This is a genomic window from Streptomyces sp. HNM0645 (assembly GCF_030056615.1).
Classification (GTDB): domain Bacteria; phylum Actinomycetota; class Actinomycetes; order Streptomycetales; family Streptomycetaceae; genus Streptomyces; species Streptomyces marianii.
Map to the genome: position 1 here is coordinate 1 of NZ_JASHLT010000085.1, position 13292 is coordinate 13292.

At 68.0% G+C, this 13292-nt stretch carries 6 protein-coding genes; 5 read left to right on the forward strand and 1 reads right to left on the reverse strand.

Features of this window, described 5'->3' with window-relative positions; genetic code table 11:
• The first annotated feature begins 206 nt into the window (after positions 1-206).
• The 5 genes from QMZ92_RS34885 (at position 207) to QMZ92_RS34905 (ending at position 9665) form a co-directional block, all read left to right on the forward strand.
• Positions 207-7172 (forward strand): polymorphic toxin-type HINT domain-containing protein, encoded by a 6966-nt coding sequence (locus QMZ92_RS34885; protein ID WP_283301815.1) that lies wholly within the window; start codon positions 207-209, stop codon positions 7170-7172.
• Between the two features lie 53 nt (positions 7173-7225).
• A complete protein-coding gene (locus tag QMZ92_RS34890; protein ID WP_283301816.1) occupies positions 7226-7846 on the forward strand; it encodes a hypothetical protein in 621 nt (206 codons plus the stop codon).
• Positions 7847-8095: 249 nt separating this feature from the next.
• Complete coding sequence (locus tag QMZ92_RS34895; protein WP_283301818.1) at positions 8096-8362, forward strand: hypothetical protein; 267 nt, start codon at positions 8096-8098, stop codon at positions 8360-8362.
• Positions 8363-8639: 277 nt separating this feature from the next.
• Positions 8640-9248, forward strand: coding sequence for a T6SS immunity protein Tdi1 domain-containing protein (locus QMZ92_RS34900; protein WP_283301820.1), 609 nt, complete (start codon positions 8640-8642; stop codon positions 9246-9248).
• A gap of 102 nt (positions 9249-9350) precedes the next feature.
• Positions 9351-9665 (forward strand): DUF6191 domain-containing protein, encoded by a 315-nt coding sequence (locus QMZ92_RS34905; RefSeq protein WP_283301823.1) that lies wholly within the window; start codon positions 9351-9353, stop codon positions 9663-9665.
• A gap of 116 nt (positions 9666-9781) precedes the next feature.
• Here the strand turns inward: QMZ92_RS34905 and QMZ92_RS34910 are convergent.
• Positions 9782-13292: multifunctional oxoglutarate decarboxylase/oxoglutarate dehydrogenase thiamine pyrophosphate-binding subunit/dihydrolipoyllysine-residue succinyltransferase subunit (locus QMZ92_RS34910; RefSeq protein ID WP_283301824.1), on the reverse strand; the 3511-nt coding region annotated here is incomplete at its 5' end.

The following is a 13292-nucleotide window of genomic DNA, read 5'->3' on the forward strand; positions in this document are numbered from 1 at the left end:
CCTGCGGCGCTGTCCCTGCCCGCCCACCACCGAGGAACCCGTTGGAGACCCCGACCCGAGCGTCGGGCCCAAGCCATGCCCACTCAACGACCAGGGGCCGACCGCACCAATCCTCCGCCATCACCCCAGCTCAACCACTCGAAGCGAAACGGGGAGGTTAGGGTCACTTCGATCAATTGTTCAGTTGCGTAGGGTGGGGATAGCTCGTGCAACAACTCCTACGCCAGTTGCGCTACTTGGGGCACTGGCATAGATCCGTTTCGTTCGTCGCCTTCATGGCGATGATGATCACTCTGATACCGGACGATCCGGCGGCCGCCGCAGGCCGTGGCACGGATCTCGAAGAACTGGGGCGCGACCGCTCGGTCGCCGGCCGGGCGTTCTCCAAGGAGCGTCGCGAGGCCAGGAACGCCGCCGCGAAGGACTGGCAGCCGTCGACGGGCAAGGTCCCGGCCGGCGACTACCTGGTCCAGGTCACGGATCCACAGGGCACGACCACTTCGAAGAAGGCCGCCAAGCAGCGCCTGGGAGCCGCCTCCGGCCCCGCGCTCGGCAAGGCCCCGGAGGCCCTCGCCAAGCTTCCCGTGACTCTCCGCCGGGCACAGGACGCCCCCCGGTCCGAGGGCGCTCGTGCCAACGCGCCCAAGGCCGCGGCCGGTTCGGCGGCCCGGGTTCAGGTCAAGGATGCCGCCACCGCCCGCAGGGCAGGTGTCGAAGGTGTCCTCTTCACCGCCACCCCGGCGGCCGCGGAGGACGGCACCGCCGCCGCCGCGTCCGGCGCCGTGGAGGTCGAGCTCGACTACGCGGCCATCAAGGACACCTTCGGTGGTGACTGGGGTTCCAGGCTCCGCCTGGTCCAGCTGCCCGCCTGTGCGCTGACGAGTCCTCAGAAGGCGGAGTGCCGCACCCGCACCGAGCTGCACGGCTCCAACGACCCGGCGGCCCGCACCGTCGACGCCACCGTGGACCTGGGCAAGGCGCCCGCGCAGGGTTTCGCGGTCCGTAGCGCCGCGGCCGCCCCGATGGTCCTCGCGGCCACCGCGGCGGCGTCCGGTCCCGGCGGAAGCCACGAGGCGACTTCGCTGTCGCCGTCCGGCTCCTGGATGGCGGGCACTTCCTCCGGTGGCTTCTCGTGGACGTACCCCGTCGAGGCGCCCGAGGTCCCGGGCGGACCACAGCCGGAGATCGAGCTCTCGTACTCCTCGCAGTCCGTCGACGGCCGCACCGCGTCCACGAACGCCCAGTCGTCGTGGCTCGCCGAGGGCTGGGATTACGAGCCCGGTTTCATCGAGCGCAAGTACCGCTCGTGTTCGGACGACAAGGGCAAGGTCGACGGCAAGGCGCCGAACAACACCACCGACAACGGCGACCTGTGCTGGGGCTCCGACCACGTGGTGATGTCGCTGGGCGGCAACACCACCGAGCTCGTCAAGGACGACACCACCGGCAAGTGGCGCCCCGCGGACGACGACGGCACCAAGGTCGAGCAGAAGACCGGCGCCACCAACGGCACCAAGAGCGGTGAGTACTGGATCGTCACCGGCACCGACGGCGTCAAGTACCACTTCGGTCTGAACAAGCTGCCGAACGCCACGACGCAGACCACCAACTCGGCCCTGACCGTCCCGGTCTTCGGCAACCACCCCGGTGAGCCCTGCCACGCCACGGCGTTCATGGACTCCGACTGCACCCAGGCCTACCGCTGGAACCTGGACTATGTCGTCGACCCGCTCGGCGACGCCATGACCCTGTGGTGGAACAAGCACACGAACTTCTACGGCCAGAACATGAAGGCCGACCAGCAGATCTCGTACGTGCGCTCCGCCGACCTGGCCCGCATCGACTACGGCCAGCGCTCGGACAGCCTGTTCACGGCGCAGCCCGCCGGCCGGGTCACCTTCACCGTCTCCGAACGCTGCGTCCCGAACATCACGTTCGACTGCGCGGAATCCAAGCGGACCACCGCCAACGCCTCACGCTGGCCGGACACCCCGCTCGACCAGGAGTGTCTGTCCGGCGCCAAGTGCACCGACAAGTACTCCCCGACCTTCTGGTCCACCAAGCGCCTCACCAAGATCAGCACGCAGGTGCTGGCCGGGTCCGCGCTGACCAACGTCGACTCCTGGGCGCTGGAGAGCTCCTACCCGGACACCGGTGACGGCACCTCGCCGGCCCTCTGGCTGGACTCCATCACCCGCACCGGTCACGGCTCGGGATCGACGGCGTCGATGCCGAAGGTCAGCTTCTCGGGTGTTCAGCTCGACAACCGTGTCGACGGCGTCGAGGGCCTGCCGCCCTTCTCACGACTGCGCATCAACGCGATCGACACCGAGACCGGCGGTCGCATCGGCGTCTCCTACTCGCCGCGCGACTGCCAGGTTCTGGCCCCGCGTCGCATGCCGGCCTCGCCCGAGACCAACACCATGCGCTGCTTCCCGCAGTACTGGACCCCCAAGGGCGCGCTGAAGCCCGTCCAGGACTGGTTCCACAAGTACCTCGTCACCGAGGTGCGCGAGGAGGACCTGGTCACCGACAGCCCGGCCAAGGTCACCTCCTACGAGTTCATCGGCGGCGCCGCCTGGGCGTACGACGAGAGCGAGTTCACCGAGAACAAGCACCGCACCTGGTCCCAGTACCGCGGCTACGAGCGGGTCCGCACCCGCCTCGGCGCCGGCGACGACGTCAAGCAGCTCTCCGAGCACCGCTACTTCCGTGGTATGCACGGCGACAAGCTGCCCGCCGGCACCCGTACCTCGGTCGTCGAGGACTCCCAGGGCGGCAGTGTCAACGACCTGCCGCAGTACCAGGGTCAGCTGCGCGAGCAGATCACCTACGAGTCGGACGGCGGCGCCGTCGACTCCTCGACGCTCACCACCGCCTGGTCGGAGAAGACGGCCACCCGCGCCCGCACCGGCACCACGCCGCTGGAGGCGTGGATGACCCGCCCGGAGACCGTCCAGACCCGCGAGCGGGTCAAGGGCGAGACCTGGCGCACGTCGACCGAGACCACCAAGTACGACAGCTACGGCCTGCCGTACCAGGTGGACGAGACGACGCCCGGCGGCAAGCGCATGTGCTCCACGACCACGTACGCCCGCAACACCGCGGCGTACCTGCTGGAGTCGGAGTCCCGTGAACTCACCACCCTCGGCGCCTGCGGTACCACGGGCGGAGAGGTCGTCGAGGACACCCGCACCCTCTACGACAACCTGGCCTTCGGCGCCGCACCCACGAAGGGTCTCGCCACCGAGGTCCAGGAGCTGAACGCCGAGGGCACCGGCTACATCACGATCGACAAGACCGCGTACGACATCCACGGCCGCGAGACCGCGACGTGGGACGCCGAGAACCGCAAGACCTCGGTGACCTATACGCCGACGACGGTCGCCCGCCCGACGAAGCAGGTCTCCACCGACCCGCTGGGTCACACGGAGACGACCGACTTCGACGCCGTGCGCGGCATGCCGCTCGTGGAGACGGACGCCAACGGCAAGAAGGCGACGATGCAGTACGACCCGCTGGGCCGGCTGCTGAAGGTCTGGGAGATCGACCGCGACCCGGCGACTCAGACGCCGACCGCGGAGTACGGCTACACCGTGCGCCGCGACGGCCCGACGATCGTCACGTCCAAGACCCTCAAGGACAACGGCCAGTACGCCGTCTCCTACGAGATCCTCGACGGCCTGCTGCGTGAGCGGCAGACCCAGGACGAGGCAGTCGGCGCCGGCCGCATCGTCAACGACACCTTCTACGACACCGCCGGCCGCAAGTGGAAGGAGAACGACGGCTACTACAACGAACAGGAGCCCGAAGCGAAGCTCCTCCAGGTCGGCGACAACGAGGTCCCGTCGCAGAACCGGACGACGTTCAACGGCATGGGCGAGCCCACCGCCGAGGTGACGTACCACCGGGGGGTGGAGAAGCTCCGGACGACCACAGAGGTGGACGGGGATGTCACCACGACCGTCCCGCCGAAGGGCGACACCGTCACTGCGGTTTTCGACGACGCGGAGGGACGCACCTCCAGGCTGCGGGAGTACACCAACGACGCCCGTACGACGTGGCGAGACACGGTCTATGAGTACGACCATCTCGACAACGTCGTGAAGGTCACGGCGCCCGGTGGTGCAGTGACCACCTTCGAGTACGACGGGCGGGGTCGGCAGACCGCGGTGACGGACCCGGACGGGGGCCGGACGAAGCTCACGTACGACGACACGGACAATGTGACCGCTTCCACGGACCCGCTCGGCAACACCCTGGTCACGACGTACGACGCGGGTGGCCGCCCCACCTCCCTCCGCGAGGGCAGCGACGCCGGACCGAAGCGGATCGAGTGGACGTACGACACCCTTGCCAAGGGCCTGCCGACCGCCGCGATCCGATATGAGAACGGCCGCGAGTACCGCGACGAGGTCACCGCGTACGACAACGCCTACAGGGTGAAGTCGACCAAGACGGTGATCCCGGCCGAGGAGACCGGCCTGGGCGGTACCTACCAATACGACTATTCCTATACGCCGACTGGCAATATCGCCTGGGTGCAGGTCCCCGGCCTCGGCGGCCTCACCACCGAAAGGGTCGTGTTCCGCTACAACTCCGACGACCTGCCGCTCTCGATCAGCGGTGCTTCCACCTACCTCGGAGACGTCCAGTACTCAGCATTCGGCGAGATCCTGCGCACCGAAGCCGGCCCCGCCGGCAAGAAGGTCTACGGCTCGTACTTCTACGACGAGTTCACCCGTCGGCTCATGCAGTCGACCGTCGACCGCTCGATCGCACCCGGCCGAGTCAGTGACACCGCCTACTCGTACGACCAGGCCGGCAACGTCACCAAGATCACGGACACCCCTGGAGCCGCCGCCCCGGACTCCGGCAAGACAGACACCCAGTGCTTCGTCTACGACCAACTGCGGCAGATGACCTCTGCCTGGTCGGCGAAGACCGACGACTGCGCGGCCGGTCCCTCCAAGGAGGCGGTCGGCGGTCCGGACGCGTACTGGCAGAGCTACGAGTTCGACGATGCGGGCAACCGCACCAAGCTCGTGGAGCACGACACCACCGGTGACACCACCAAAGACGTCACCCGTACCTACACCTATGGCAAGACGGGTGTAGGCGGTCAGAACGCACTCGCGGAGGTCAAGTCCACAGGACCTGCGGGCCAGAACATCAACACGTTCGCGTACGACAAGGCAGGCAACACCACGACGCGGCAGGACAACGGCACCACCCAAACGCTCAAATGGAACGTTGAGGGAGAGTTGGAGTCGGTGTCGGAGCCCGTGGAGGGCGGCGGTACCAAGACCACTTCCTACCTCCACGGCGCGGACGGCGAACGACTCATCCGCACCGGCGCCGACGGCAGCAAGACGCTGTACTTGGGTGAGGCGGAGCTGACCGTCACTGCCGATCTGACGACCAAGAAGGCGGAGCGCTTCTACGCGCATCCTGACGGCGCGGTCACCGTCAGGGCCACCGGCGGGGTCCGGCAGCTCATGCTGTCCGACCACCACGGCTCGTCCAACACCGTTGTCGACATGATCGACACGGGCATGGGTGTCACTCGGCGCAAACTCCTGCCGTTCGGAGAAGAGCGGGGGGCACAGCCCTCCACCTGGCCCGGACAGCGAGGCTTCGTCGGTGGCACGGTCGACAAGGAGACCGGCCTCACCAGGCTCGGTGCCCGGGACTACGACCCGGCGACCGGCAGGTTCATCTCCGTCGACCCGATGGTCGACTACACCCAGCCGGCGACGATGAACCCGTACGCCTACAGCAACAACGCACCGGCGACGTTCTCCGACCCGGACGGGCTGTTCTTCCCGATCCTGATCGGCATCGCGGCCCGCATCGCCATCCAGGCGGCCATCCGCGCCGCGGCCCGCCGTGCGGCGATCATCGCGGCCCGTAAGGCGGCCCAGGCGGCGGCGCGTCGTGCCGCGGCCCTGGCCCGCAAGCGCGCCATCGAGGCGGCCAAGCGTCGTGCGGCCGCCAGAGCGAAGCGCGAAGCTGCACGCAAGGCAGCCGCAGCCAAGCGCGCCGCAGCCAAGCGCGCCGCACAGCGGGCGGCTGCGAAGCGCGCGGCGCAACGCAGGGCAGCTGCGCAGGCGCGCGCCAAGGCACAGCGCGCGGCGGCCAAGCGGGCGGCGGCCAAGCGTGCAGCCGCTCGAAAGGCGGCGGCCCGGCCGAAGCCCAGACCGAAACCGAGGAGTCAGCCCAAGGCCAAGCCGAAGCCTTCTCAGGCCAAGCGGCCGGCGCAGAAGGCCACTCGGCGGGCGGCGGAGGAAGCCAAGTCGGAGGCCAAGGAAGGCGCAAAAGAGGAGGTCCAGACTCAGGTCGAGAGCGGGACATGCGAGTTCAACAGCTTCGGGCCCGGAACGCTGGTGCTGATGGCCGACGGCTCCACCAAGCCGATCGAGAAGGTCAAGGCCGGCGACCAAGTCGTCGCCACCGACCCGAAGACGGGGAAAACCTCCGTCCAGACGGCCGCGGCGACGATCGTGGGCAAGGGCAGCAAGGACCTGGTCCGCATCACACTGAAGGTCCATGACGGCTCAACCTCCACCGAACCCAGGACCACCACGGTCACAGCCACGGCCGGACACCCCTTCTGGGTGCCGTCCCTGCGGGTGTGGGTCGACGCGGGTGCGCTGAATCCGGGCCAGTGGGTCCAGGCGTCTTCGGGAGCCTGGATCCAGATCAGCACGGTGGAGGCGTGGACGGCGCACAAGGCGACGGTCCACAACCTCACGGTTACCGATGTCCACACGTACTACGTGCTGGCGGGGGCCACGCCGGTTCTGGTGCACAACGCCAAGTGCAAGACCGTCGCAGAGAACGACGCAGGACGCTTCGGGGACCTCAATCCCGGTCAGCCCGGTGATGGCCTGGAAGCCCACCACATGCCCCAGGACGGCCTTGGACACCTCCCCAGGAACGAGGGCGGAGCGATCGTTATGAAGGCTGCCGACCACGCTCTGACGAGGACCTACAAGAGCCGGGGCCGCAGGACGAAGCGGCTTGAGGCCGGCCTTTCGTTCCGCACCGTTCTTGCACGTGACATTTGGGACATGCGCAGAATCGGGCAGTTGCAGTACGGCGATCCCGGCTACTACAACACGGGAATCCGAAGGCTGCTTACGTATTACCGCAGGATAGGCAAGATCTAGTTCGGATGGACGCCTGCGGTGTAGGAGTCGATCCTCTCCGCAGGCGTTCTTCGATGGAGCATTCAGGTGGTTTTGCCTTCTGCTATCGTTGCTGCATGTCTCGGTCTGCTGATCTGCTTCGGCGTCTGCGTGACGACCCGGCGCTCGTGGAGCTTCTTTCGTATCCGTTTGAATTTGATATCCGACGCGCTGATTACGTCGACGCGCCGCGTCTCATGTCAGGAATTTCCCTTGAGGTGGTCGCGGGAGATTTCACGGGTGGAAAGTTCTACCTGTGCGGCGAGGGGCCTGACCGCCCGATGCTGTACGCAAGCAGTGAGGGTGAGGCCGGACTCATTGCTTCGGATTTCTCCGGGGCCCTTGGTCTCGTGGTTGGCCTGCCGTACTGGCGGGACTGTCTCAAATACTCCGAAGACGGCGACGTGGCTTCGATGCAAGCGGCCGCGTCATTTCTGCAGCGCGATATGCTCGCAAATGATCCGGAAGTCGTTCCAGCGCAGTCCCGAGTGGCTGGCGCGCTGGGTCTGACGATTGAACCGGTGCCGACCCTGGTGGACCGCCTTCACGAGGCCGTGCGGAGCGCCGATCCGGGCGATGTGTTCTTGGATGAGACCGGAGAGTACGAGAGCCTGTTCGGACCCTTTCCGCCGAGTCGCAATCCAGACTGGCAGTGACGTCCTTGTGTGTCCGGCATAGCAGGAACTGACGCCGCGAACGCCACCTCCGTCAGCGGCACCGCGCTGCGGTCCCTCCCGACGGCCCGAGGCGGCAGGAGAACTGGACGTCGTCTGAGACGCACCGTCTCCAGGAAAGAGGTCACGGAGAAGTGGGGATGTCGCTTGAGGTCCTCCTCAGCCGGTTTCCGGTGACAGGGACTGTTGAACCGGCTGATCGGACATCAAGGTAAGGGTGGTTCCCAAGTGATGGAACTCAACAGAGTCCTGGCCAGGGCATTCGCGAGTATCGTCGTCTCGATCGACCTCTCTGATGACGATGCCATCGACCCTGACGTCGCGACGGACATTCTGGAGCCTGCCAGCGCGTTGCTCGACGACCTGAGCGAGCAGGACCGCCGGGCCTTTGCGGACATGCTGGTCGAGCTGGCCGAGCTGGAGGAGAACCCCGAGCGTCGTCGGGCGATGGCGGATCTTCCCGACGTTCTCGGTCTCCTCGACGAGGAAGAGGACTGACGGCCGCGTACGCGTGAGCGCGACCAGTGGATGAAGGGCCCGGCCTCACGCGTGAGGCCGGGCCCTGCCACATGAACATCAACCCGGGCAGGCGATCGCCGAGACCCCGTTGTTCCCTGTCCGACGAGCTCGTCCGGATCGGCTACGGCGACGGTTTCGACGAGCCCGACGCAACAGGGCACACTGCCGAGAAGCCGGTCGATGCGTTCAGCGGTCTGCTTCCTGACGATTCTTGGGACGCGTAGTCGCGTCATACGGCGAAGGGGCCGGCCCCCACATGGTGGTGGAGACCGGCTCGCCTGGAGTGAACATGTCGCTGGACATCCTCGTGCGTCGCTTCCCGGAGACGGGAGCCGTCGAGCCCGGTGAGCGCGAGCACCATGTGCCCGCGCCGCTCGCCGCGGTGTTCGGGCGGATGGCCGGCCGGACGCTCGCCGAAGGCTTTCTGCGGTTCCACACGCCCGCCTCCGCCCACGAGTCGTACGCGCTGTGCGCCCGGCTCATCGTAGGGCTGGAGGGGCGCTTCTTCCCCTTCGCCTTCGACTGGAACGGGCGTGAGCTGCTCTTCGACATCCGTGATCCCGAGGTGCGGCCCCGGTACATGATCATGGTGGATCCGGAGGAGGGCGAGCACTACACCACGGATCTCGGCCTCGACGACTTCTTCGTCGCGGTGACCGACGAGGACGCGCTCGCCTTCGCGTACTTCGACGAGTGGCGGAAGGCCAACCCCGGGGCGGGGCCCGTCGGGTTCGACCAGGTCGTCGGGTACAAGGTGCCGCTGAGCCTCGGTGGGGCGGACGATGTGGCGAACCTGGAGCTCACCGGGCGCCAGGTGTACGTCGAGCTGTGCGCGCAGATCGCGCTGCGGCTGAGGGAGAGCTGAGCCGCAGTCGCCAAGCTGTGGGGCACCGCACGCCTCCGTCCCCTCCACAGCCCCGCAACCGTTCGTACGATGAGGGGCAAACCCAAACAGACAGGAGCAACCATGTTCGGCGGTGCGTTGAACGAGCTGTTCGCTCCTGGGCGGCGGCACACCGAGGAGGAGCGGCGGCGTCAGGAGCTCACGCTCGAGGAGGCCGGTGACGCCGATCCCGGGCGGGGGCCGATAGACCTCGGGAGCGGGGTCGTGCTCATCCGGGTCCCAGCGGCACGGGACGAGGCGAGTTCCGCCGAGGGGGAGCCGGAGGACGGCGACAAAAACGCCGAGGGCGCTGAGGACACCAAGGCTGCAGAGGGTGGCAAGAACGCCCAGGACGGCAAGGCCGCCGAAGCGGCCCGGGCCGCCGAGGGCGCTGAGTAGACAGAACTGCTCGCGGCGGGCGCACTCGCCGCAGCCGCCCGTCGCCCACACGCCGGAGGGCCCGGCACCCCCACGGGTGCCGGGCCCTCCGTCTCGTGCGTACCGCCTCGGCGGCGTCAGGCCTCGAAGACCTCGGTGACCAGCTGCTGCTGCTCCGCCTGGTGCCGCTTCGCCGAGCCCACCGCCGGGGACGACGAGTGGGGGCGGGAGATGCGGCGCAGGCGCTCGCCGTGGGGGATGTCCGCGCCGACCGCCAGGTCCAGGTGGTCGATCAGGTTGAGGGCGATGAACGGCCAGGCACCCTGGTTCGCCGGCTCCTCCTGGACCCACAGGTACTTCTCGGTGTTCGGGAACTTGGCGATCTCGGCCTGCAGTTCCGCACCCGGCAGCGGGTACAGGCGCTCCAGACGGATGATCGCCGTGTCCATGGCTCCGCGCTTCTGCCGCTCGGCCTCGAGGTCGTAGTAGACCTTGCCGGAGCAGAAGACGACCTTGCGGACGTCGGCCGCGTTCACCACTCCCGAATCGACCGCGGTGTCGCCGATGACCGGGCGGAAGCCGCCGGTGGTGAACTCCTCCACCTTGGACGCCGCGGCCTTCAGACGCAGCATCGACTTCGGGGTGAAGACGATGAGCGGCTTGTGGTGCGGGTTGTGGACCTGCCAGCGCAGCAGGTGGAAGTAGTTCGACGGCAGAGTCGGCATGGCGACCGTCATGTTGTTCTGCGCGCACAGCTGGAGGAAGCGCTCCGGGCGGGCGGACGAGTGGTCCGGGCCCTGGCCCTCGTAGCCGTGCGGCAGGAGCAGCGTGACGCCGGAGGTCTGGCCCCACTTCTGCTCGGCGGAGGAGATGAACTCGTCGACGACGGTCTGGGCGCCGTTGACGAAGTCACCGAACTGGGCCTCCCACATGACCAGCGACTCCGGGCGGGCCAGCGAGTAGCCGTACTCGAAGCCCATCGCCGCGTACTCGCTGAGCAGCGAGTCGTAGACGTTGTAGCGGGCCTGGTCGTCGGACAGGTAGAGCAGCGGGGTGTAGTCCTCGTTGGACTCCTGGTGCACCAGCACCGCGTGGCGCTGGCCGAAGGTGCCCCGGCGGGTGTCCTGGCCGGCGAGCCGGACCGGGGTGCCCTCCATCAGCAGCGAGCCGATGGCGAGGGTCTCGCCCATGCCCCAGTCGATCGTGCCGTCCTCGACCGAGGCCGCACGGCGCTGCAGCTGCGGCAGAAGTCGCGGGTGGACGGTGATGTTGTCGGGGACGTTGACCTGGGACTCGGCGATCCGCTTGACGACCTCCTGGGAGATCCCGGTGGTGACGGACACCGGGAACTCGGCCTGGGCGTCCGGGACATGGGCCGGGGCCGGGTGGCTGGTGGCCTCGCGGACCTCCGCGAAGACCTTCTCCAGCTGGCCCTGGAAGTCCTGCAGCGCCTGCTCGGCCTCTTCCAGCGTGATGTCGCCGCGGCCGATGAGCGACTCGGTGTAGAGCTTGCGCACCGAGCGCTTCTTGTCGATCAGGTTCACCATCTGAGGGTTGGTGAACTGCGGGTTGTCGCCCTCGTTGTGACCGCGGCGGCGGTAGCAGATGAGGTCGATCACGACGTCCTTGTTGAACGTCTGGCGGAACTCGAAGGCGAGCCGCGCCACACGGACGCACGCCTCCGGGTCGTCGCCGTTCACGTGGAAGATCGGTGCCTCGATCATGCGGGCCACGTCGGTCGCGTACATCGACGAACGCGACGACTCCGGGGCGGCGGTGAAGCCGACCTGGTTGTTGATGACGATGTGGACCGTGCCGCCGGTGCGGTACCCGCGCAGCTGCGACATGTTCAGGGTCTCGGCGACGACGCCCTGTCCGGCGAAGGCCGCGTCGCCGTGCAGGGCGACCGGCAGGACGGTGAAGTCCGTGCCGCCCTTGTTGATGATGTCCTGCTTGGCGCGGACGACGCCCTCGAGGACCGGGTCGACGGCCTCCAGGTGCGACGGGTTGGCGACCAGCGACACCTTGATCTGCTCGCCGTCGAGGCCCGTGAAGGTGCCCTCGGCGCCCAGGTGGTACTTCACGTCGCCGGAGCCGTGCATCGACTTCGGGTCGAGGTTGCCCTCGAACTCGCGGAAGATCTGGGCGTACGACTTGCCGACGATGTTCGCCAGGACGTTCAGCCGGCCGCGGTGGGCCATGCCGATGACGACCTCGTCCAGGCGGGACTCGGCCGCCGAGTCGATGACCGCGTCGAGCAGCGGGATGACGGACTCGCCGCCCTCCAGCGAGAAGCGCTTCTGGCCGACGTACTTGGTCTGCAGGAAGGTCTCGAAGGCCTCCGCCGCGTTCAGCCGGCGCAGGATGCGCAGCTGCTCCTCGCGCTCCGGCTTGGCGTGCGGGCGCTCCACGCGGTCCTGGATCCACTTGCGCTGCTTCGGGTCCTGGATGTGCATGAACTCGATGCCGGTGGTGCGGCAGTACGAGTCGCGCAGGACGCCGAGGATGTCGCGCAGCTTCATCATCGACTTGCCGCCGAAGCCGCCGACCGCGAACTCGCGCTCCAGGTCCCACAGGGTGAGCCCGTGCTCGGTGATGTCCAGGTCGGGGTGCTTGCGCTGGCGGTACTCCAGCGGGTCGGTGTCGGCCATGACGTGGCCGCGGACCCGGTAGGAGTGGATCAGCTCGAAGACCCGGGCGGCCTTGGTGACGTCGTCGTCGTGCGAGGCGTCGATGTCCTTGAGCCAGCGGACCGGCTCGTAGGGGATGCGCAGCGCCTCGAAGACGTCGTCGTAGAAGCCGTCCTCGCCGAGGAGGAGGTTGGCGACGATCCGCAGGAACTCGCCGGACGCGGCGCCCTGGATGACCCGGTGGTCGTACGTCGAGGTCAGGGTCATGACCTTGGAGACGCCCAGCTTGTTCAGGGTGTCCTGGGAGGTGCCCTGGAACTCGGCCGGGTAGTCCATCGAGCCGACGCCCATGATCACCGACTGTCCGGGCATCAGCCGCGGCACGGAGTGGACGGTGCCGAGGCCACCGGGGTTGGTGAGCGAGACGGTGACGCCGCTGAAGTCGTCCATCGTCAGCTTGTTGCTGCGGGCGCGGCGGACGATGTCCTCGTAGGCCTGCCAGAACTCGAAGAAGTTCATGGTCTCGGCCTTCTTGATGGCCGCGACGACGAGCTGCCGGTCGCCGTTCGGCTTCACCAGGTCGATGGCGAGGCCGAGGTTCACGTGCGGCGGCTTGACCAGGACGGGCTTGCCGTCCTTCTCGCCGTACGACCAGTTCATCGACGGCATGGCCTTGATCGCCTGCACCATCGCGTACCCGATGATGTGCGTGAAGGAGATCTTCCCCCCGCGGGCGCGCTTCAGGTGGTTGTTGATGACGATCCGGTTGTCGAAGAGCAGCTTCACCGGGACGGCGCGGACGGACGTGGCCGTCGGCAGCTCCAGCGAGGCGTTCATGTTCTTCGCGACCGCGGCGGAGGGGCCGCGCAGCGGCAGCATCTCCGGACCGTCGGGCGACCCTGCGGCCGGAGCGGCCTTGGCGGTGGGCTTGGCCGGAGCGGCGGCGGGCTTCGCGGGCGCGGCGGCGGGCTTCGCCGGTGCCGGTGCCGCGGCGGCGGGCCGCGCGGGGGCGGCAGGC